This is a genomic window from Nocardia vermiculata NBRC 100427 (assembly GCF_001613265.1).
Taxonomy (GTDB): Bacteria; Actinomycetota; Actinomycetes; order Mycobacteriales; family Mycobacteriaceae; genus Nocardia; species Nocardia vermiculata.
The window spans coordinates 65,136-87,294 of the sequence record NZ_BDCA01000022.1 but is presented as its reverse complement, the minus strand read 5'-3'; the positions used below and the strand labels follow the sequence as shown (position 1 = coordinate 87,294).

At 67.7% G+C, this 22,159-nt stretch carries 18 protein-coding genes; 8 read left to right on the top strand and 10 right to left on the bottom strand.

Annotated features, from left to right (window positions below; genetic code table 11):
- Window positions 1–95: 95 nt before the first annotated feature.
- The 6 genes from NV2_RS22175 to NV2_RS22150 all read right to left on the bottom strand — a co-directional run bounded on the left by NV2_RS22175 (window position 96) and on the right by NV2_RS22150 (window position 8,110).
- Window positions 96–1,964: a Na+/H+ antiporter gene (locus NV2_RS22175; protein WP_067877730.1), complete on the bottom strand. Its 1,869-nt coding sequence runs from the start codon at window positions 1,962–1,964 to the stop codon at window positions 96–98.
- Between the two features lie 59 nt (window positions 1,965–2,023).
- Entirely contained in the window at window positions 2,024–3,346 is a 1,323-nt protein-coding gene (locus NV2_RS22170; RefSeq protein WP_067877727.1) for a pyridoxal-phosphate dependent enzyme, read from the bottom strand.
- Window positions 3,346–4,800 carry a type III PLP-dependent enzyme domain-containing protein gene (locus tag NV2_RS22165; protein ID WP_067877724.1) on the bottom strand — a complete coding sequence of 485 codons (1,455 nt, stop codon included), beginning with the start codon at window positions 4,798–4,800 and terminating at the stop codon, window positions 3,346–3,348. The genes NV2_RS22170 and NV2_RS22165 overlap by 1 nt, the downstream gene beginning before the upstream one ends.
- Window positions 4,797–6,089 carry a heavy-metal-associated domain-containing protein gene (locus NV2_RS22160; RefSeq protein WP_245662736.1) on the bottom strand — a complete coding sequence of 431 codons (1,293 nt, stop codon included), beginning with the start codon at window positions 6,087–6,089 and terminating at the stop codon, window positions 4,797–4,799. The genes NV2_RS22165 and NV2_RS22160 overlap by 4 nt, the downstream gene beginning before the upstream one ends.
- Window positions 6,086–7,429 (bottom strand): aminotransferase class V-fold PLP-dependent enzyme, encoded by a 1,344-nt coding sequence (locus NV2_RS22155; protein ID WP_245662735.1) that lies wholly within the window; start codon window positions 7,427–7,429, stop codon window positions 6,086–6,088. The genes NV2_RS22160 and NV2_RS22155 overlap by 4 nt, the downstream gene beginning before the upstream one ends.
- 132 nt (window positions 7,430–7,561) lie before the next feature.
- The gene (locus NV2_RS22150) at window positions 7,562–8,110 is read right to left on the bottom strand and encodes a DUF2599 domain-containing protein (RefSeq protein WP_067877721.1); all 549 of its coding nucleotides are present in this window, start codon (window positions 8,108–8,110) and stop codon (window positions 7,562–7,564) included.
- A 125-nt stretch (window positions 8,111–8,235) separates the two neighbouring features.
- Between NV2_RS22150 and NV2_RS22145 the strand changes: the two genes are divergently transcribed.
- Both NV2_RS22145 and NV2_RS22140 read left to right on the top strand, forming a co-directional pair.
- A complete protein-coding gene (locus NV2_RS22145) occupies window positions 8,236–9,324 on the top strand; it encodes a TerD family protein (protein WP_084475280.1) in 1,089 nt (362 codons plus the stop codon).
- Between the two features lie 188 nt (window positions 9,325–9,512).
- Window positions 9,513–9,992 (top strand): HAD family hydrolase, encoded by a 480-nt coding sequence (locus tag NV2_RS22140; protein WP_067877715.1) that lies wholly within the window; start codon window positions 9,513–9,515, stop codon window positions 9,990–9,992.
- 40 nt (window positions 9,993–10,032) lie between these two features.
- On the opposite strand, the gene NV2_RS22135 is transcribed toward NV2_RS22140, so the two are convergent.
- Window positions 10,033–11,748 carry a GMC oxidoreductase gene (locus NV2_RS22135; protein ID WP_067877712.1) on the bottom strand — a complete coding sequence of 572 codons (1,716 nt, stop codon included), beginning with the start codon at window positions 11,746–11,748 and terminating at the stop codon, window positions 10,033–10,035.
- Between the two features lie 150 nt (window positions 11,749–11,898).
- On the opposite strand from NV2_RS22135, the gene NV2_RS22130 reads away from it, so the two are divergent.
- The 4 genes from NV2_RS22130 to NV2_RS22115 all read left to right on the top strand — a co-directional run bounded on the left by NV2_RS22130 (window position 11,899) and on the right by NV2_RS22115 (window position 16,406).
- A complete protein-coding gene (locus NV2_RS22130; protein ID WP_067877709.1) occupies window positions 11,899–12,606 on the top strand; it encodes a TetR/AcrR family transcriptional regulator in 708 nt (235 codons plus the stop codon).
- A 106-nt stretch (window positions 12,607–12,712) separates the two neighbouring features.
- The gene (locus NV2_RS22125; RefSeq protein WP_067877706.1) at window positions 12,713–14,494 is read left to right on the top strand and encodes an LCP family protein; all 1,782 of its coding nucleotides are present in this window, start codon (window positions 12,713–12,715) and stop codon (window positions 14,492–14,494) included.
- 30 nt (window positions 14,495–14,524) lie between these two features.
- Entirely contained in the window at window positions 14,525–15,181 is a 657-nt protein-coding gene (gene lexA, locus NV2_RS22120) for a transcriptional repressor LexA (protein WP_067877870.1), read from the top strand.
- Window positions 15,182–15,389: 208 nt separating this feature from the next.
- Window positions 15,390–16,406, top strand: a complete 1,017-nt coding sequence (locus NV2_RS22115; RefSeq protein WP_067877867.1) for an alpha/beta hydrolase — start codon at window positions 15,390–15,392, stop codon at window positions 16,404–16,406.
- Window positions 16,407–16,485: 79 nt separating this feature from the next.
- Here the strand turns inward: NV2_RS22115 and NV2_RS22110 are convergent, their stop codons facing one another.
- Entirely contained in the window at window positions 16,486–17,748 is a 1,263-nt protein-coding gene (locus tag NV2_RS22110) for a KasA/KasB family beta-ketoacyl-ACP synthase (RefSeq protein WP_067877702.1), read from the bottom strand.
- A 231-nt stretch (window positions 17,749–17,979) separates the two neighbouring features.
- Here NV2_RS22110 and NV2_RS22105 point away from each other — a divergent pair, with 231 nt between their 5' ends.
- The gene (locus NV2_RS22105; RefSeq protein WP_157103020.1) at window positions 17,980–18,261 is read left to right on the top strand and encodes a hypothetical protein; all 282 of its coding nucleotides are present in this window, start codon (window positions 17,980–17,982) and stop codon (window positions 18,259–18,261) included.
- 138 nt (window positions 18,262–18,399) lie between these two features.
- Window positions 18,400–19,911, top strand: a complete 1,512-nt coding sequence (locus NV2_RS22100; RefSeq protein WP_067877696.1) for a flavin-containing monooxygenase — start codon at window positions 18,400–18,402, stop codon at window positions 19,909–19,911.
- Between the two features lie 69 nt (window positions 19,912–19,980).
- Here NV2_RS22100 and NV2_RS22095 read toward each other — a convergent pair whose 3' ends face one another.
- Window positions 19,981–21,315 (bottom strand): glycoside hydrolase family 1 protein, encoded by a 1,335-nt coding sequence (locus NV2_RS22095; protein ID WP_067877864.1) that lies wholly within the window; start codon window positions 21,313–21,315, stop codon window positions 19,981–19,983.
- 119 nt (window positions 21,316–21,434) lie between these two features.
- Window positions 21,435–22,076: a TetR/AcrR family transcriptional regulator gene (locus NV2_RS22090; protein WP_067877693.1), complete on the bottom strand. Its 642-nt coding sequence runs from the start codon at window positions 22,074–22,076 to the stop codon at window positions 21,435–21,437.
- Window positions 22,077–22,159: the final 83 nt, after the last annotated feature.

The window sequence follows — 22,159 nt, the reverse complement described above, 5'->3', positions numbered from 1 at the left end:
GCAGGCGCGGATCGCCCCTTCCGGCCGATCGGCCCGGCACAGCGGAATCCGCCGACCCGGCAGGGCCGGTGTCTCGAGCACGTGGGCGCTGTTCGTCAGCCCAACAGGGCGTCGGGATAGCACCAGCGCCACGACTCACCCGGTTCGACGCTGCGCACCACCGGATGGCCGGTGGACTCCGCGTGGCCGGTGGCATGCTTGCCGGGCGACGAGTCGCAGCATGCGATATGACCACAGCTCAAGCACATCCGCAGATGCACCCAGGCCAACCCCTCCGCGACACATTCCGAGCATTCGTCGGGATGATCGGGCACGGCGGTGTACGGGGCGGCGAGCAGATGTTCGCATCCGCCCGCGGCCGGGGCGCTCAGCGTGGCGTCGGTCTCGTCCTGCTCGGTGTCGCCGATCCGGTCGATCGTCGATTCCTCGAGATCGATGGTGGTCATCACCCGCTCGAGGACCTCGTGGTCGATGTGGGCGGCGCTGCGGGCGCGCAGCACTTCACGGCGTTCGGCAGCCAGCATCGCCAGCCGTAGCCGCCGGTATTCCCCACTGGGAGTGACCCGGTCGGCTTCGGCGCGGCCCAGTTGTTCCCAGGCCGCATGCGAGCGGCGCTCGGCCCGGTCGCGCAGGCTGGTCACCACCTCCGGTGGGGTATCGGCGGTGACCGCGCGGTCCAGGGCCGCGAGCCCTGCCCCGGTGGCCTGCTGCAACAGGGCCGCGGACTGTAGTGCGTCCTCGGCGCGGCTGGGTCCGCGCAACTTCAGCAGCCGCACCAGCGACGGCAGCGACACCCCTTGCATCAGGAGGGTGCCGCCGACCACGACCAGTGCCAGCAGTCGCAGGGTCGCCAGTTCCGGGGTGTCCTCGGGGAGCAGCAGGACCGCGGCGAGTGTTACGACTCCGCGCATCCCGGCCCACGACACGATCGCGGGCCCGGTCCAGGCCGGCTTCGGGTTGCCGCGCGGGCGGCTTTCGACGAACCAGGAGAAGTAGGTGGCGGGGAAGACCCAGATCGGGCGCACCACGATCACGGTCGCCAGCACCGCCACCGCGGTGATCACGATGGTGGTGTTGTCGAGGTCGCTGTTCCAGGCGTCGTCGACGATATGGCGTACCTGCAGCCCGATCAGGAGGAATACCGCGTTCTCGAGCATGAACTGGATAGTGCGCCAGTTGGTTCGCTCGGCGATGCGGGACGCGGCCGACTGCCATACCGGCGCGCCCTGGCCCAGGATCAGACCGCACACCACGACCGAGATCACGCCGGAGGCGTGGGCGGCTTCGGCGGGCAGGTAGGCAGCGAACGGTGCCAGCAGCGAGACTCCGGTGTCGAGGACCGGATCGGTGATGCGGCGTCGCAACACCATCAGGATGCCCGCGGCGACACCGCCGATGACCGCGCCGCCGGCCGCGGCGTAGACGAAGTCGGCGCCGGCCTGCCAGACGCTGAAGCTGCCGGCCATCGCCGCGACCGCGGTGCGCAACGCCACCAGTGCTGTCGCGTCGTTGAACAGTGATTCGCCCTCGAGCAGGACGACGATGCGCCGCGGCATGCCGACGCGGCGCGCCACCGCGGTGGCCGCGACGGCGTCCGGGGGTGCCACGACCGCGCCGAGGGCGACCGCGGCCGCGAACGGAATCGGCAGCAGCGCCCATGCCACCAGTGCGACCGCGAAGGCGGTGGCCAGTACCAGGCCCACCGACAGCAGCGTGATCGATACCTTCTTCGGTTTGAATTCCAGCAGTGAGGTGCCGATCGCCGCGGTGTAGAGCAGCGGGGGCAGCAAGCCCAGCAGCACCCATTCGGGATCGATGTCGATCTGCGGGACGAACGGAAGATAGGAGGCGATGACGCCGGCGACGGTCAGCAGCAGTGGTTCGGTCACGCCGACGCGGCGGGCGAGCGCGGCCAAGGCGACCGCGACGGCCAGCAGCACCACGATTCCGAAAGCGATATGCACGCGCCTATCGTGCCAGCCGTATCGGTCGGGCCCGGAACGTAGCGAGTCCGGTGGTCGGGTCAGCTGTCGGGTGCGGGTGATCGTTCCAGCGGGTAGCCGGCGTCGCGCCAGGCGAGGATTCCACCGGCCAGGCCGTACGCGTCGTATCCGGCGCGCGTGGCGAGAGCGGTGAAGCGGCGCGAGAGCTCCCCGACCGGGCAGACGAAAACCACGGGGCGGGAACGGGAGAAGGGCAGGCCGTGGGTGAGCATGTCGTCGAGTTGGTCGTCGCGGATGTTGACCGCACCGAGAATGTGGCCGATGCGGTAGGCCATCGCGCCACGGAGATCGACGACGGTCGGGCGGCCGGTGGTATCGAGTTCGCGCAGCTGCGGTGGGGACAGCGACGGCGCGGTGTCGATATCGATGGCCGACGGCGCGGGCGCGGCGGTCTCGCCGAACAGGTCCGGGCGGCGGGCGCGGATATAGGACAGGTAGGGCTCGAGGCGGTCGCAGACGACGAGGACCGCCACGACCGGTTGTGGTGCCGGCGGTAGATCGCGCAGTTCGTCGAGTGCGGCGGCGTAGGCGGCACCGCTGGTGGGTCCGGCGAGGATGCCGTAGCCGGTGGCGAGGTCCAGGGTGGCTTGGATCGCGGTGGCGGAGTCGACGGCGGTGATCCGGTCGTAGAAGTCGGGCCGGAACAACCCGACATCCCACATCTCGGCCTCCGAGCGGATACCGGGGATGAAGTCGGTGCGTTGGGAGACGACGGCGATGGTGCGCAGCCGCGGATTGCGTTCACGCAGATAGGTGGCAGTACCGCGGGTGGATCCGGTGGTGCCGAGCCCGCCGATGAGGTAGTCGGCGCGTAATCCGGCGCCGGACAGGTCGTCGTCGATTTCGCGTCCGGTGCCGTGATAGTGGGCGTCGATGTTCTTCACGTTGGTGTATTGCGACGGATGATGGTAGGCGCCCGGGTTTTTCGCCATCGTGGTTTCGATGACCGAGTACACGTCGTTGGGGGTGGTCGGGTCGGGGCATTCCGACAGTCCGGGCAGTTCCTCGATCCCGGTGCCCAGTAGTTGCAGGAGATCACGCACCGCGTCGACCTTGATGCGGTTGGTGACCGCGTGCAGTCCGATCCCGCGCCCGGCGCCGAGCAGTCGCAGTGCTTTGGCGGTGTTTCCGCTGGATGCCTCGATGAGGGTTTGCCCGCGTTCGGCGATGCCGTCGATGTCGTCGCGGATCATGGCCCAGGCGACGCGATCCTTGACCGAGCCGAACGGGTTGCACAGTTCGAGTTTGGCGTAGAGCTCCACACCGGGCAGTGCGTGCACGGCCGGGTCCAGGCGCAGCAGCGGGGTGTTTCCGATGAGTTCGGTGATGTGGTCGTAGCGCATCACGGCCTCCCGAGGTCCGCAGTAGGTGCCGGCCGGTAGTCGAGGTCGGCGTGCAGGGCGAAACCGTTGCCGGTGTAGTCGACGGCGAACTTTGCCGGTAGTGGGTGCATGGACGCACGCGCTGCCGACAGGTCCATGTGGTAGGCCGCGGTATTGGGGAATATCAGCAGGTCACCGGGGCGGGGGAGCCACGGTAGCCACACCTTGTGGGCGGTGATCAGGTCTCGTTCGAGGCAGAGGTGTCCGGCTACGTAGACCCCGGTGGGGCACGGTTCGGGGCGGCCGGTGCCGGGGCCGGGTAGCAGCAGTGGGTCGACCATGACCTCCTGGTCGGCGGGGGTAACGGTGTCGCGGGCGATATCGACATCGACGACGAGGGAGCCGTCGGCGGTGCGTTTGACGAATTCCACCGCGGCCACCGTGATTCCGGCATGGTCGGCCAGTGCTTTGCCGGGTTCGCACCACAATTCGAGCATGTTGTCGGCCAGGACCCGGGCCAGCGGCTGCCCGCCGTGGCCGGTGAGCGGTGCGGCGAGCAGTTCGTCGAGCATCGCGGTCGCGGGGGTGGTGTTGCCGTATTTGTGGAACACCGGGGTGCCGTGCGCTCCGGTGTCGTCGAGGTGGTAGCCGAAGGTGTTGCCTGCCCAGCTCATGGGTTCGCCGCGGCCGGCGAGGGCGTGACGGAGTGTGCGGGTGTAGTGGTCGAAGCGTTCGATGTCGGCGGTGAACACCTGTCGGAAGCCACCGCCGATGTCGATCACATCGGGTGCGAGCCCGAATTCGTAGGCCTGTTCGACCCAGTGCAGGCAGCTTTCGGTCGCGCGGATCCGTTCACCGGTGTCCCCGGAATCGAGATGGAACGCGAAGCCGCGCAGGTGCAGCCGGTCGGTGTGCCGGGCGAGTAGGTGTAGCAGCGGTTCGACATCGCGGTGGCCGATGCCGAAGCGGCTCACCGTCGCGCGGCCGTCGGGGCCGGGGAAGCCGCTCAGCCGTAGCAGTACCGGTGTGGGGGACGTGGGTGTGGCGAGGGCGGCGAGTTCGCCGAGTTCCCAGGCGTTGTCGATGTTGATCGTGACGCCGGTGCCGGCGAGCCGGGTCAGCCACCGGCGGCCCTTGGGGCCGGTGGCCTCGATATCGGTGGTGTGGAAGCCGGCTTGTCGTGCCGCGGCCAGTTCGTGGGCGGAGGCCACGTCCACCGCGAGTGCGGCGTGGTGGGCGGTGGTGAGCAGGGCTCGGGAATGATTGACCTTGTGGGCGTAGCAGATGCGATGGTGCACTCGGTGCCGTCGCAGCACCGAGTGCAACCGGTGCAGGTTGTCCAGGTACACCTGGGGGAACAGCAGGTGTAGGGGGGTGCCGGCGCAGTCGATGGCGGTGTCGAGTGCGCCGGGGTCGGCGAGGTAGGCGCGCACCAGGGGATGTATCAGTGCGGGAAGGGTGGGGGCCGGGGTCATCCGGTGGTGTCCGGGCTCGCGGGGGTGGGGTTGTAGCCGCTGTCGCGTAAGGCTTCGAAGGCGCGGTGCCGGTTGCGGGGGCTGCGGAATTCGGCGCGCACCAGTTTCGTGACGAGGTCGATGTCGTGCACCGTGATGTGCATCGATTCCAGGACCGCGCCGATCGTGCGCACACAGTGCTTGCAGTTCATGTCCGGTACCGCGAACAGGTGGTCGGCGCCGGATTCGGGTTCGGTGCCGGTGGCCGGGGTCTCGACGACGGTGACGCGGGTGGCGATGCGCGCGAACAGTTCCGCGAAGCGGTCGCTGACCTCGGGGAGCAGACTGTAGGTGCTGCCATCGATGCGATGGGGCATGGCGGCCAGGCAGGCGGGGCGGACTCCTCGGGGCAGGAGCGCGTACTGGCGGGATATGAGGTCGAGGTCGTCGTGGTATTTGGCGATGGCGTCGTCGGTGGACAGCCCTTCGCTGGTGGTGGCGCGGTGCATCACGGTGCGTGCGTCGGCGATAGTGGCGTCTTTCATGGCGCGCAGGGTGGCGATGGTGTCGGGGGTGTAGGCGACGGTGCCGTCGGGGCGGGTGTCGAAGGTGGCGGCGATCATGCCGCGGCGGTAGGTGGAGGCCTGTTGTTCCCAGTACCAGCGGGTGGCCACGGCCGCGAAGATGCCCGAATCGCGCATTCCGTAGCTGAATTCGGTGGCGGTGCGGTAGCCGGTGGTGTCGGCCAGTAGGGCGTGCTGGGTCACTGCCCGGCCGGTGGCCTCGATGCCGACGCGCAGGATGTCGATCGGATCGTGATCGGTGGTGGTGGCGGTCAGGATCGCGCGGTCGTGTGGTGCCAGGGTGGCGATGCGGTCGGCGAGGGCGGGGTCGGCGTGCAGGCTGTGCCACAGCGCGAGAACGGTTTCCCGGACCACCACCGCGACGGTCGGTCCGTAGCCGCCGGCCCGGATGTGGGCGGTGTTGGGGATGCCGTCGCTGTCGGTCCACATCACCCGGTGGGTGGCGCTGGTCACCTGCTCGGCGCGGCAGGGGCGCATGAACGATTCCAGATACAACCGTTGCGACAGGGTGAGGTGGCTGCCGGGTTCGGGGATCAGGGGGGTGCTGGTCGCGGTGATGGTGCGGGCCGGTCCGGGGGTGGCGGTGGTGAACAGGCCGGGGTGGGCCAGTTCGGTGAGGATGCGGGAGGCGGTGCGGCGGTCGTAGTCCGTGACGAGTTCGCCGGAGCCGGTATCGGAGTCGGTATCGGTTGCGGTGGGGTGGTGGTGTTCGCGGCGTGTGGTCATCGGACCTCCGTGGCGATGGTGGTGAGGCAGTCGAGGAAGCGGTCGATTTCTTCGGTCGTGGTGTAGGCGTGGGTGCTGACTCGCACCGAATCCGATTCACCGGGAGCGGGATGGGGTGTGGTGGGGACACAGTGGGCGCCGGTGCGGACGAGCAGGCCGAGTTCGGCGAGGACGAATCCGAGGTCGGTGGCGGTGATTGCGTCGAGGGTGAACGAGACGATCCCGTAGCCGGCGCCGTCGGATGCGTGGGCGGGGCCCGGGAGTATCCGTAGTCCGGGCAGGTCGCGCATGCCGTCGACGAGGCGTCGGGTGAGTATCCGGTTGTGGTCGGCGATGCGGTCGGTTCCGATGTCGCGCAGCATGCGCAGCGCGGCGCCGAGGGCGAGGATGCCGGGGAGGTTGTGGGTGCCGCCTTCCATGCGGTGGGGCATGTGGTCGGGGACGAGTGCCGAATCCTGGACGTGCACAGCGGAATTGCCGCCCGGCAGGAACGGGCCGAGTTGGTCGTGGATGCGTTCGTGGCAGAACAGCACTCCGGTGCCGGGGGAGCCGAACATCTTGTGCGCCGCGAGCACCGCGAAGTCGGCACCCAGCGCGCGTACGTCGATCGGGAGGTGGCCCGCGCTCTGCGTGCAGTCCAGGCACAGCAGTGCGCGCTCGGGAAGCAGCTCGGCCGACTGTTGTGGGGTGGACAGGGCTCCGTACACGTGGTGGAGGTGGCTGAGGGTGAGCAGGCGGGTGCGGGGCCCGATTTTTGCGGCGATGTCGGTGAGGTCGGCCTCGCCGAGCGCAGTGGTGCGGTAAGGGATCAACCGGATGTGGCGGCCGAAGTGGGCCAGGGTGTCGCGTAGCCGGAGCCACGGGTGAACGTTGGAGGCGTGGTCGCGTGGGCTGTAGAGGATTTCGTCGCCGTCGGTGAGTGCGGTGAGTCCCCAGCCGAGCGCGACGGCGTTGAGTGCGGCCGTGGCGCCGCCGGTGAACACCACCTCGTGGGCGTGTGCGCCGAGGAAGTGAGCGGTGTCGACGCGGATCTGTTCGACGGCGGTGGTGAGAGTGGTTGCCCACGAGTAGGTGCCGCGGCCGGAATTGGCGGTGTGGTGGCGGTGGTAGTCGGTGACGGCGTCGATCACCGGGAGTGGTTTCTGGGTGGTGGCGGCGCTGTCGAGATAGACGGGCCCGTCCGCGGTGAGGGCCGGGAACAGTGTGCGCAGGGCCGTGGATCCTGGTGCGGGGCCGGGGTTGTCGGCTGCGGCGCCGTCGGTGGGGGGAGGAGCCTCGGTGGCCGGTGCGTGCGGGTGGACCGGCGGGTCCGGGGCCGACTGCAACCAGGATGACCGCAACGTGTGGCTCCCTTCGGCTCGTGTGCCGTCGACCCTGTCCACGATACCCACTGGTTGGGATTTCGAACCATCCTCGCGGGCAACGTAATTCACACCGGTGGTGATCGGTGCCGGGTGGGGTGCGGTGTTCGGTCAGCTACCGGCCGGGTCGGGGCCGCCGGGGTTGCACATCGCCTGCACGGTGGCCGGGTATCCGACGGCGGGCCGCCACGGTTCCAGATTCCAGCTGGGCTTGTTCGGCGCGACCATGCGCGCCCAGATCCAATGGCAGGTGAACTGGTCGTACATGCCGGGGGTGTCGGCGGCGGGAGAGTCGGTGACCACTTCGGACCAGGCCCGGTCCGCGGCTGGGGGGAATTCGTCGGCGCGTCCGGCGTCGGTCGGGTAGATGCGCAGGCGGCGGCCGTCGCTGTCGTCGGTCCATTCGACGTGGTCGATGAGCGGACTTCCAGCGAACGGGTCGGTGCCGGGGTCGGTGGTGGGCGAGCCGGTGGGCGGCGGCGGTTGCGGTGTGGGGGTGGTGGTCTCGGGATGCGGGATGTCGGAGGGGGAGGTGACCGCCGGTGAGTCGGATACGACGGTGTCGTTGCCGCAGCCGGCGCACACGGCCGGTATCGCGCACAGTGCCACGCCCGCCGCCATCCATCGGCCGTACCGTGACAGTGGTGCCCGCAGCCTCATATCCGTCCCCCTCGGTGTCGGTTGTCGCCGCTCGCCGATTATGCTACCGCCGCGCCGGGTGTGGTCGGCGGTCGACGGGGCCGAGTTGGGCGAGTGTGAACGAGAATCGACGTACAGTAGTGCAGGTGGGCACACAGCTGACCAAGGGACAAGCCGATCGTCTGCCCGTCGACGAGATCGTTGTCACCGTAGAACACAGCGAACCGGTCGATATTTCGGCGCTGCTGTTGAATGCGGAGGGCAGAGTTCGCGACAACGCCGACCTGATCTTCTACAACCAGTCCAGCGGGCCCGGGGTGCGGTTGCTCTCCGACGGTCCGCAGTTGCGTATCGCTTCGGCTGCGCTGCCGGCCGATGTCGCGCATGTGCGGCTGGTGGTGTCACTGGCCGATCCCGAGGATCGGTTCGGCGACTCTGCGCCGCCGCGACTGGTGGTGTCCGATCCCGGTGGGCGCGTGGTGTTCGAGTACATCGTCGACGGTCTCGGTGCGGAGCCGGCGGCGATCGTGGCCGATCTGGATCGCGCCGACGGCGGCTGGCAGGTGCGTCCGCTCGGGCACGGTTTCCCGGCGGGCTTCCAGGCGCTGGTCAGTGCGCACGGGGTGGGCGTCGGTGCCGGCGCCGACGATCTGCCCTACCGTGGTCCCGCGGTGCTCGCGCCCGGTCAGGAGGTGGCGCTCGACCAGATCCGCAAGGGGGAGTTGTCGCTGGTGAAGATGGGGGTCGGGTGGGACCCGATGAAGGTGCACGGTCCGCGCGGATTGCGGCCGCTCGAGATCGATCTCGATGCGTCGGCGTTGCTGTTCGTCGGTCGGACCCTCGTCGATGTCGCGTTCTATCACCAGTTGTCGTCGCGGGACGGCGCGGTGCGTCACTCCGGGGACAACCTGACCGGTGACGGTAAGGGGGACGACGAGGTGATCACCGTGGATCTGTCGCGGCTGCCTGCCCAGGTGTCGGCGGTGGTGTTCGTGGTGACCTCGTATGCCGGGCACACGTTCGAACGTATCCACAACGGTTATTGGCGGATGATCGACGGGGCGACGTCGGCGGAACTGGCGCGCGGCAATCTGCACGGCGGTGGCCCGCACACCGGGATGGTGGTGTCGAAGGTGTATCGCGACGGCAGCACGTGGCGGGTGGCCTCCATCGGATCGCCCATTCAGGCCGGCCATCCCGTCGAAGCGGTGCCGTTGGTGGCGTCGAGTCTGTGAGCGGGCCGGTTGTTTGCCGGGCTGGTGCGCTCGGCGTGCTGTCCCTACTATGACCTCTCGCGGGACCGGCCCGGAAAAGCGGGGGCTTGTCCGGCACGATCGGTACCTGGATGGTGTCGATATCGCCTCGGCGGCAAGGACCGATGCGGCCGGCGGAGGTGTCGAGGAGAGTGGACCGTAGGGGTGAGATGACAGCACCGGCAGTGAAATGTCTTGTCTGGGAACTGGACAACACCGTGTGGGACGGTGTGGTCTGCGATTCGACCAGTGGCGGTCTGCGCACCGACGGTGTGCGGGCGTTGCACGCGCTGACGGGGCGGGGTGTGGTGCACGCGGTGGCCAGTCGAGGTGAATGGTCGTGGACGGTCGAGAAATTGGATCGGCACGGATTGCGTGAGTCGTTCGCGGTGGTCGAGGTGGGGTGGGGGCGTAAGTCGTCGGCGATCACGCGGATCGCGCAGCGGTTGCGGATCGATCTCGATGCGATCGGATACATCGATGCCGAGGCGATGGAGCGCAGCGAGGTGGCGCACGCGCTCCCGCAGGTGCGCTGTTATGCCGGTCGCCATGTGGATGTGCTCAGCGATCTGCAGGAGTTCCGGGCGCCGTGCACCGCGGTGCCGCCGCCGACCTCGCCGATGGGGTTCGCCCACATTCGCGCCAACTGACGCGGCGGCAGCCGCGAGTGGTTGCGCGGCTGCCGGCGGATCAGGATTTGCCGCCGTTGATTTCGACGATGGGCAGCACCAGCGCGGCCGGGGCCGAGGCCGGAACGGCGGGATGATGCGGTGCGACGGGGGAGATGCGGCGGTAGGGTTCGTGTTGCGGTGGGCGGGTATCGGTGTCGCCCTTGTTCGGCCACATCGCGGCTGCGCGCTCGGCTTGCGCGGTGATGGTGAGTGAGGGGTTCACGCCGAGGTTCGCCGAGACCGCCGCACCGTCGACGACACTGAGTGTCGGGTATCCGTAGACCCGATGGTAGGGGTCGATCACGCCGTGGTCGCGGTCCGCGCCGATCACTGCGCCGCCGAGGAAGTGCGCGGTCAACGGGATGTTGAACACCTCACCCCAGGTGCCGCCGGCTACGCCGCCGATCTTGTCGGCCACTCGCCGGGTGACGTCGTTGCCGGCGGGAATCCAGGTCGGGTTCGGTTCGCCGTGGCCTTGTTTCGAGGTGAGTTTGCGTCCGAACAGCCCGCGTGTGGTGTACACGGTGATGGAGTTGTCCAGGTGCTGCATGACCAGTGAGATCACGGTGCGTTCGCTCCAGTTGCGCACGCTGAGCATCCGCACCAGCGACCTGGGATGGCGTAGCACTTCGAGCAGGAAACGCAGCCAGCGTGGGATGCGTCCGCCGCCGTCGACCATCAGTGTTTGCAGCAACCCCATCGCGTTGGAGCCCTTGCCGTAGCGCACCGGTTCGATGTGGGTGTCGGGGGTGGGGTGGATGGAGGAGGTGATGGCGACACCGCGGGTGAAGTCGACTCCGGGTTGGAGTTTCGGTGTGGCGGCGCCCAGGATGGATTCGGAGTTGGTGCGGGTCAGTTCGCCCAGTCGTGGCGACAGGTCCGGCAGGATTGCCTTGTCACGCATATCGAACAGCAGTTGCTGGGTGCCGCGGGTGCCGGCGGCCAGCACCACCTGGGCGGCGGTGTAGGAGGCGGGGCGGGTGCGGATGCGGGCGCCGGTGCGGCGGGTGTCGACCTGCCAGCTGCCGTCGGGGAGCGGTCGTAGCGCGGTGACGGTGGTCAGCGGGAAGACCTGGGCGCCTGCCTGTTCGGCGAGGTACAGGTAGTTTTTCACGAGGGTGTTCTTGGCGCCGTGGCGGCAGCCGGTCATGCATTCGCCGCATTCCAGGCAGCCGGTGCGTTGCGGTCCGGCGCCGCCGAAGTAGGGGTCGTCGACGGTTTTTCCGGCTTCGCCGAAGAATACGCCGACCGGTGTCTGCACGAAGGTGTCGCCGACGCCCATATCGTCGGCGACCTGCCGGAATACCTCGTCGGCGGGGGTGATGTGCGGGTTGCGTACGACGCCGAGCATTTTGGTGGCCTGCTCGTAGTAGGGGGCCAGTTCGGTGCGCCAGTCGGTGATCTCGCGCCACTGGTTGTCGGTGAAGAACGGCTCCGGGGGCACGTACAGGGTGTTGGCGTAGTTCAGTGAGCCGCCGCCGACACCGGCGCCGCCGAGGATCAGGACGTCGCGTAGCAGGTGGATGCGTTGGATGCCGTAGCAGCCGAGCGCCGGGGCCCACAGGAATTTGCGCAGGTCCCAGCTGGTGTCGGGGAGTTCGTTGTCGGCGAAGCGTCGGCCCGCCTCGACGATCCCGACGCGGTAACCCTTTTCGACCAGGCGGAGGGCGGTGACGCTGCCGCCGAATCCGGAGCCCACGATCAGGACGTCGAAATCGGTCTCGCGCGCTGTCATAGGTTGCTCCTGGCGTGTGTGTGGCGGGTTACGGAGGTCACAGGCTACCCCCGAGTAGGTTACGTGTGTCGCGGGGTAGCTGTAAAAAAATCCGAGTGTGATCGCTGATCGCTACGATCAATGCTGCTCTCGATATGGCAGGCTGCAGCCATGGCAACACCCCGGGATCGAGCCCGCGCCCGCACCATGGACGACATCGTCCGCATCGGCCGCGACCACCTGAGTACCCACGGTGCCGCGGCGCTGTCGTTGCGCGCGGTCGCCCGCGATCTCGGCGTGGTGTCCTCGGCGGTCTACCGCTACGTGCGCAGCCGTGACGAACTGCTGACCATGCTCGTCGTCGACGGCTACACCGAGCTGGCCGACACCGTGGACGCGGCGCTGGCCGGCGCCGGCGCCTCCGCCGAGGCCCGGCTGCGGGTGCTGGCGCACGCGGTACGCGACTGGGCAGTCGCCGAGCCGGCTCGTTACGGATTGCTGTTCGGCACCCCGGTCCCCGGCTACGACGCGCCCCCGCAGGAAACCTCCGCCCCCGGCACCCGGGTGATCATCGCGTTGCTGGGCATCGTCGACACCGCGTGCCGCACCGGCGAACTCGCCGCGCCCGCGCCCGCCGCCCCGATTCCCCGGGAGCTGAGCGCCGACCTGGACCGCATCCGCGCGGAATCGGGCCTGCAGATCCCCGACTGGGCGATGGCGCGCGCGCTCACCGTGTGGTCGGGACTGTTCGGGGCGGTGAGTTTCGACGTGTTCGACATGTACGGCGCCACCACCTTCACCGATCGCGCCCAGGTCTTCGACATCCACCTCGACAATCTCGTCGCAATCCTCGGATTGCGTGGCTCGCCGGACAACTAGGCCGCCGGCAGGCATGCATTCGTGCCCGGTATCGGGCACGATGTCACAACCCCGTCCATGCATTCTCAGCTTCCCCATACCCGGGGATGAAAGACTCAACGGCGACATGAACGACGAAACCGAACCGATCCCGGTGGTGGATCCCCGCGGCGATTCCGATCCGGGGCGGCGCAGGGGGACCGGCCGCCGGCCGCAGGATCGGTCCGATCGCCCCGGTGCGATCCGGGCGGGCACACCGCCGTGGAATCGCAGTGTCGCAGTGCCTCCCGCAGCGCGCGCGGATCACCGGGTGCGCCGGGCCCGGACCACGCCACCCCCGCGCCCGGCTCGGCGTCGGGGCCTGCGCATCGCCGGGCGGACACTGGCCTCGGTGACGGCGCTGGTGATGATCGCCGGCACCGGACTGGGCTACTACACCGAAAATCGGGTCGACGCGGGTTTCACCCGGTCGGAGGTGATCAGTCAGGCCGATGCGGCGGCACTGGACGGCGATATGAACATCCTGCTGATCGGTCTGGACACCCGTAAGGACAAAGACGGCAAGGATCTGCCGAAGCACATTCTCGACCAATTACATGCCGGTGACGGCAGCGAGGGCGGCTACAACGCGAATTCGCTGATCCTGGTACATATTCCGAAGGATCTGAAGAAGGTGACCGCCTTCTCCATCCCGCGCGACGACTATGTCCGGGTCCGAGATATCCCGGGCTACGACCACGCCAAGATCAAGGAAGCCTACGGCCTGAAAAAGGCGGCGGTGGAACAGAAGCTGGAGAATCAAGGCGTCGACGACGAGGTGAAACTCGAACACCAGGGCCGCGAGGCCGGACGCAAGTCGATCGTGCAGACCGTCACCGACCTCACCGGGGTGCCGATCAACCGGTTCGCCGAGGTTTCGCTGGTCGGGTTCTACGATCTCGCCCATATTCTCGGTGGCGTCGACGTGTGCCTCAACCATGCGGTCGACGACTCGTACTATTCGGGCGCGGTGTTCCCCGCCGGTCACCAGCATCTCGACGCCGCCGCTGCCCTGTCGTTCGTGCGCCAGCGACACGGACTCGACAACGGCGACCTCGACCGCACCCATCGGCAACAGGCGTTTCTCACCTCGGTCGCCAAACAGCTCAAGGACTCGGGAACTCTCACCGACTTCGGCAAACTGCAGCAACTGGTTTCGGCCGCTCAGCACGACGTCGTGCTCTCGCAGGGCTGGAACCTGCTCGATTTCGCTCAGACGCTGGGCAGTGCCGGATCGCTTCCCATCGAATTCCGGACCCTGCCGGTGCGGGCCTACGACACCGTGGACGGGCAAGCGGTCAACGTCATCGATCCGGCTGCCATCAAGAAGACCGTGCGCACCGCATTCGGGATGCCCGATCCGGAAATGAGCTCACCGCAGACACCGCCGACCAGCACAGTCGACGTCGTCAACGCCGGTAGCGAGTCGGGGATGGCGGCGCAGGTGTCGAATGCGCTGACCGGCAAGGGGTTCACGCAGGGCGAGATCGGCAACGCCACCTACAGTGACGGGTCGGCCTCGGTGGTCTACTACGGTGCCGGTGGGCAGACCGACGCCACCCAGGCCGCCGACATGCTGGGCGGCCTGCCGACCGCGGCCTCGGATTCCCTGGAATCCGGGCATGTGAAAGTGGTTCTCGGCAGCGACTTCTACCCACCCGCCGGCATCGACACCGACGACACCGCGGGGTCGACCACCGAGTCGGGCCTCGGGGAAACACACGTCGACCCGACTACCGGCGAGACGATCACCGGTGCGACCAGCGCCGGCGGTGACGCGGTGTCGGCCACGACCGGCGCCGACGGCCGGCCCGATGCGGGGAAACCGGTGACCACCAGCATCGGAGCCGATATCCCCTGCGTGAACTGAGCTGTGCGCAGGCCCGTCTACGATGCTCCGGTGACCGGATACGACGACGCATTCGACCATCTCGACACTTCCCGGCTGCCCGACCGGCAGCGACGCATTCTCACTGTGATCCGGGACGCGGTGCGCCGCAACGGTTATGCGCCCCCCAATCGGGAGATCGCGGCCGCGGTCGGACTGAAATCGGGTTCCTCGGTGTCCAAGCATCTCAAAGACCTCGAGGAGCGAGGTTTTCTGCGTCGCGGCACCACGTTGTCACGCCCCATCGATGTGCGCTTGTTCCTCGAATCGGGCGACACCGCTCGTGAGGCGGAGAATTCGGTGACCGTTCCGGTGGTGGGCGATATCGCTGCCGGGACCCCCATCCTCGCCGAGGAACACACCGACGAGCAGATGACACTGTCGCGCGAACTCGTGGGCCGCGGCACCGTGTTCGGTTTGCGGGTGCGCGGCGACTCGATGGTCGACGCGGCGATCTGCGACGGTGATCTGGTGGTCGTCCGGCAACAGTACGAGGCGCACTCCGGTGACATCGTTGCCGCCATGATCGACGAGGAAGCCACGGTGAAGGTGTATCGCCGCCGGAACGGCCACATCTACCTCGAACCGCGTAATCCGGACTACCCGGTGATCGACGGTGACCGTGCGGTGGTGCTCGGAAAGGTCGTCTCGGTCGTACGCCGAATGTGACACCGTCTGCGTTGTAGCTGCTCGACGCGCCGACGGACCGATCGCCAAAAGGTTGCCGCTGAATTAGTCTGCCCAGTCAGGGGGTCGCGCAAGAGGCGGACGAGCTTCGGAGGTGCACGTGTCGGACAAGGATCGAGCGGGCAGAGGTGCGGCGAGACAGCGGGTGCGGGCACGCATCCGCTGCGCGGCGGTCGTCACGGCCGTCGCCCTGGCAGGCGTGTCGGCGGCCACCGCGGCCGGGCCGGCGTCCGCGGCCACCGACCCACTGATCGGCTCCGGCGCCCCACTGGCCCGGTCCACGGCCCCGGACGGATCGAAGATCGTCGATTTCTCCGTCGTCGACGATCGCAACGTCACCATGCAGGTGTACTCGGCGGCCATGGACAAACCGATCACGGTGAACGTGCAGCGCCCGCACGACACCTCCGTCGCGCGCCCGGTGCTGTACCTGCTCAACGGCGCCGGTGGTGGTGAGGATGCGGCCACCTGGGACAACAAGGCACCCGATGCGCTGAAATTCCTTGCCGACAAGGATGTCAACGTCGTGCAACCCATCGGCGGCGCGTGGAGCTACTACACCGATTGGCGTGCCCCCGATCCGGTGCTCGGGGTCAACAAGTGGAAGACGTTCTTCACCGAGGAACTGCCGCCGCTCGTGGACAGTGCACTCGGGGCCAACGGTCTCAACGCGATCGCCGGGTTGTCGACCTCGGGTACCTCGGTGCTGCAGCTGCCGATCGCTGCGCCCGGGTTGTACAAGTCGGTGGCCGCCTACAGCGGATGCGCACAGATCAGCGACCCCACCGGGTACACCTTCGTCAACCTGGCGGTCAACGTGTGGGGTGGCGGCGACACCATGAACATGTACGGGCCGCAGAACGATCCGATGTGGGCGGCCAACGACCCCTACGTGCACGCCGACCAGTTGCGCGGGCTCGATCTGTTCATCTCCAGCGGTTCCGGGTTGCCGGGGCAGTGGGACACCCTCGACGGTCCGTATGCGCTGCCGGGCGTGTACGGGCTGGGTAACCAGGTGCTCGTCGGTGGCGTGATCGAGGCGGCGGTGAACTATTGCAGCCACAATCTGAAGGCCAAACTCGACGGTCTCGGCATCCCCGCGACCTACGACTTCCCGCCGACCGGAACCCACTCGTGGGGTTACTGGCACGACGCGCTGATCCAGTCGTGGCCGGTGCTGGCGCGAGGACTGGAACTGCCGGCGTAAAGGACCACGCAGCCGGGGCCCGCATCATTTCGGTGATGCGGGCCCCGGCTGCGTGGCGGTCGAGGTCGGCCGAACCGGATCAGTACCGGCCGAACAGCACTGCAGCGTTGTGCCCGCCGAATCCGAACGAGTTGTTCATCGCGAATTCGATATCGGTGCGGCGGGGTTTGTCCCGCACGATGTCCAGGTCGACCTCGGGATCCTGATTATCGAGGTTCAGGGTGGGTGCGATGACCTGATCGCGCAGTGTCAGTACCGAAATCGCTGCCTCGAGCGCACCCACTGCGCCCACCGAATGTCCCAGTGCCGACTTGGGCGCATACACCGAGGGGTGGGTGCCGATCGCGGCGGCGACGCCCTTGGCCTCGGCCAGATCACCGATCGAGGTGCCGGTGGCGTGGGCGTTGACGTGGTCGACATCGGCGGCGGTGACGCCCGCGGTTTCGATGGCGCGCCGCATCGCTCGCGCGCAGCCCAGGCCCTCCGGATCCGGGGCCACCATGTGATAGCCGTCGGCGGTCAGTCCGGCGCCGAGCAGGCGGGCCAGTGGTTTCGCGCCGCGTGCGAGTGCGTGTTCCTCCGATTCCAGCACCAGCAGCGCTGCCGCTTCGCCGAAGACGAAGCCGTCACGGTCGCGGTCGAACGGGCGCGAGGCGCGTTCGGGTTCGTCGACCCGGGAACTCAATGCCCGCGCCATGGTGAAACCCGCGATCGCCATCGGGTTGATGTACCCTTCGACGCCGCCGGCGACGACCATGTCCGCTTCGCCCAGCACGATGGAGCGCCAGGCGTGCACCAGGGCCTCGTTACCGGATGCGCAGGCCGACACCGGGGTCACCAGGCTTGCGCGCGCACCGATTTCCAGCCCCACCACGCCCGAGACGCCGTTGGGCATGCTCATCGGGACCGCGAACGGGGAGACCTTGCGGTAGCCGTGTTCGCGCATCGCGTCGTTGGCGGCGACGATGGTGTCGGCGCCGCCGAGGCCGGTGCCGATGCAGACACCGAGCCGATCGGGGTCCACCTCGGGTGTACCGGCGGTGTCCCACAGTCGTTTACCCATCGCATACGACATCTGCTGGACGTAGCACATGCGGCGTTTGCGGACCCGGTCCAGGTCGTCGGTGGGGTCGTGAACCAGCTTGCCGCCGATGGCGTTCGGTAGTTCGTGGCTGGTGATGTCCTCGTCGGTGAGGACTTTGATTCCGCTGGCCCCCGACAGCAGGGCCTGCCAGGTGCTCTCGGTGTCGGCACCCAGCGAACTGGTGATTTCCATGGCGGTGACAACGACCTCACGGAACCCTCCGCTGCGGGTGCTGTAACTGGTGTCGAGCGTGTGCACGTTCGTCGAATCCTCACTGTCGGTCCCACAAATTTCCCCAGACACGAACCCGGCGACGTCGGCGAACCATCCTTGTGTGGCGGCCGATGCGCCGCGGGACAGCCTAGTGGCCGGGGCCGTTCCCGGCCCGGCAAATGGGAATGCCGAAAATTTGCCAGCGGGGTACCGTTGATATCTCACGGAGGTGGCGCCGCAGGGCGGTGCGACCGTCGGGACGGGCTAGGGAAGGGCGTGCCCGAGATGGATATCAACGCTGTTCACTTGGTTGTTACCGCCCAATGGGACGATGTGGCGCCCCAGGCGCCGCCGGGTGCGGGGGTTGCGTCGGTGATCATCTCGAACCTCATCTGGTTGCATTTGCTGGCGACCGCGGTTGCGGTCGGATGCTGGATTCGCGTGGCGGGTCGTCGCGGTCTGGCGCGTGCCACGGTGTCGCGCGTGGCGGTCGGTGTGGTGATCATCGGATTGGCGACCGCGGGGGCGGGGGAGGTTCTGGGTGCCGCCATGCACTGAGAGGGTCTGCACGTGCGTGTCGGCGGTTCGATCACCACCCCCATCTAGACGTAACCGTAGATAACACGTACCCTTCGGGTATTCGGACGGTGCGGTCCGGACACGAACGCGGATACTCGGACGGAACGGATAACCTCAATGGCGCGGCATGTCGACGTATTGATCATCGGTGCGGGACTGTCCGGAATCGGGATGGCCTGTCATCTCGGCCGGGAGAACACCGGACGCAGCTACGCAATCCTGGAACGACGCACCGCCATCGGCGGGACCTGGGACCTGTTCCGCTATCCCGGTGTCCGCTCGGACTCGGACATGCTCACCTTCGGCTACGGCTTCCGCCCCTGGAACGGGACCAAGGTCCTCGCCGACGGCCCGCATATCCGGCAATACATCGCCGACACCGCTGCCGAATACGACGTCACCCGCCACATCCGCTTCGGCCGCAAAGTCGTGAAGGCCGCCTGGTCGAGCGCCGAGCAGTTGTGGACCACCGAAGCATTCGACGAGCAGAGCGGCGAGACCGAGATCTACACCAGCTCCTTCCTGGTCGGCGCCACCGGCTACTACAACTACGACACCGGCTACCGCCCCGATTTCCCCGGCGAGCAGAACTTCCGGGGCCGGATCGTGCACCCTCAGCACTGGCCCACCGACCTCGATTACCACGGCAAACAGGTCGTGGTCATCGGCAGCGGCGCCACCGCCATCACCCTGGTGCCCGCGATGAGCACCGACGCCGCGCATGTCACCATGCTGCAACGCTCGCCCACCTATATCGCGCCGCTACCCGCCGAAGATCCGGTCGCGGTCGGCCTGAAGAAGGCGAAACTACCGGCCGCGCTGGCCTACAAGACCGGCCGCGCCCGCAATATCGCGCTGCAGCGGGCCAGCTTCGCGCTCTCCCGCAGCAACCCCGCCCTCTCCCGCAAACTGCTGCTGCAGGCCGTACGGGTCGCGGTCGGACCCGACGTCGACATGCGCCACTTCAGTCCCACCTACAACCCGTGGGATCAACGGCTGTGCATCGTCCCCAACGGGGACCTGTTCCGGGTGCTGCGCAAGGGGAGCGCCTCCATCGTCACCGACCGCATCGACACCTTCACCGAGACCGGCATCCGGCTGCAGTCCGGCGCGGAACTACCCGCCGACATCGTGGTCAGCGCGACCGGCCTCGACATTCAGATGCTCGGCGGCGCCGCCCTCGAGATCGACGGGGAATCGGTGGCGACCAGGGACCTGGTGGCCTACAAGGGCGTGCTGATGAGCGGATTGCCCAACGCCATGATGATCATCGGCTACACCAACGCCTCGTGGACACTCAAAGCAGATCTGGCCGCCGAATACTTCTGCCGACTGCTCAACCACATGCGCGACCGCAAGTACTCCACGTTCGTCGCGGTCGCCGAGGACGCCGACCGGGCGCCGGAATCGATGATGGGCGGCGCACTGAGCTCCGGCTACATCGCGCGCGGTGACGCCGTGATGCCACGTCAGGGCCGCCGCGGACCGTGGCAGATGATCAACAACTACTACCGCGACCGCGCGCTGCTGCGTAAAGCCGCGCTCGAAGACGGGGTACTGCGCTTCGGGAAGCGGCCCGCTCACGCCCGGGCCACACCCGGTGCGGCGGTCGAATCGCGCTCGGCCTGACCGGAACCCGGTGGTCTCGTCCCGTCGTGTATCGACGCGACTTGCGCGTTCCTCGACGCCACCTGCCGGTCAGTGCGGCACGGTCACCGGATCGGTACAGGTGGCCGGGATATCGACCAGTGAACAGGCGGCCGGGTCGCGCACGGGCCGGTAGTCGGCGGGGACACCTCCGCCGGTGGCGAGTTCCCGGTAGGCGTCCACGGCATCGGTGGGTCGGCGCGTCAGGGCCGGATCGGTGAGCACATCCACGGTGTACATGCCGAAACGCGGCCGATAGCTGCCCCACTCGTAATTGTCGGTGATCGACCAGTAGTTGTAGCCCATCACGTTCATCCCGTCGGCGCGAGCACGTTGAATCCAGTATGCGGTGTCGCGCAGATCCTGTGCGCGGGTGTAGCCGTCGGGGCGCGGCGCACCGTTGTCGGTGGGCATCCCGTTCTCCACCACATACAGTGGCTTGTCCGGGAAGCGCTGCGAATAGTAGTGCAACGCATAGTAGATGCCCTCGGGTTGCAGCGGCATCCGCCACAACCGGTCGATATCGGCCGGAGACAGCCGCGGCAGGTCGGCCGGGGTGAAACCGTAGTAGTAGTCGATGCCGACGAAGTCGAGTTTCGTTCCGATCGCATCGATCATGGCCCCGTTCACCACGGGTTCGGCGGTACCGACGATATAGGGCACATTGCTGGTCACCAGCGCGCCGGGCTGTATCCGGTGGATGTCGTCGTAGATCGCGTGGTGGGCCTGGATCAACCGCTGCTGCATGACCGGGATGTCGGTCGGCGACAAGCCGCCGTTGGTCGTTTCGTTCATGATGTAGGCCGCAGGTTCGTTGAACGTGACCCAGATCGGATTGCGGTCGGCGTAACGCTGCACCACGGTGCGTGCGTTGGCCAGCCAGTCCTCGACCATCTGTGGATGGGCCCAGCCGCCGCGTTCGGCGGCCCACCCGGGATAAACCCAATGGTCGAGGGTGAGCATCGGACGCAGGCCGTGCTCGGCCATCGCGTCGAGCACACTGTCGTAGAACGCGAAACCGGCCGAGTCCCATTCACCCGGGCGCGGTTGCACCCGGGCCCATTCGATACTGATGCGGTACACGCCGGCACCCAGTCCGGCCGCCAGCGCGATATCGGAGCGGTAGCGGGTGAAGAAGTCGACCGCATCGCCATAGCGATCGTAATCCGGATTGTTCGCCACGTAACGCAGCCAATTGCTGTCGGGCGCATGGCCTTCGCACTGGAACCCGGCGCTGGCCACACCCCACAGGAAATCGGGTCCCAGATTCGGAACCGTCGCCGGGGGAGCCGGGCGAGCCTGCGCGTACTGCGCCGGACCGGCCAGCGCGGCAGCCGTTCCGGCGGCGAGCAGACCGATGACCTGGCGGCGGTTGACGGTACGCATGGAACTCCTCGGCAACTGGTCGGGCGCAGGCGGCGCCGTCATTGTGCCGCGTGCCACGTGCGGTGTCAGGGTATTCGGGAGTTTCGAACCGCGGTTCGCGTCCGGCGCACCGGGAATGATCACGGTGTGCGGGGGTGTCTGCGGCCTATCCCGTCGAGTACGAGGTCGAGCATCCGGTCGAATTCCGTTGCCGATCCGCGCTCGGCGACCATCCGCGGGGTCAGTGCCGACATCGTCGGATACCGGTCGGGATCGAGTTCGGGTTCGCTTGCGGTACCGGAGGTGTCGGAGGCGAACAGCGCCAGCAGGTAACCGTTGAGGAAACCGAACAGAACCATGGGCGTGTCGGCGACGACGTCGTCGGGTAGTCCTGCTGCTCGCATCGCACCGGTCAGCTGTTCCAGTGCGTCCAGGGCCGCCGGCGAATTCTGGGGCCGGGTGGCCAGCAGTTGGATCACCTGCGGATGGCGCGCCACGGTCGCGCGATAGCTGTGCGCGGTGCGGCGTGCGATCACCGTCCAGTCGTCGGCCGGCACCGCCTCGGGTGCCACTTCGGCGAGGACGGCCTCCGATACCGCATCCAGCAGCGCCGCTTTGCCGTTGACATGGTTGTAGATCGACATCGGATCGACTCCGAGATAGTCGGCCAGTCGTCGCACCCCGAATCGTGCCAGGCCGTCGCGGTCGACCAGCGCGAGCGCCGCCGCCGCGATCCGGTCGCGGCTCAGACCAGCCGATACACCCTGCGCTCGCCCGGTCACGGGTGCTCCCTTCCTTGTCGAACCTACGCCGTAGGGTATACCGTCGAAACAAACCTACGCCGTAGGTTTGAAGTCTTGCCGAC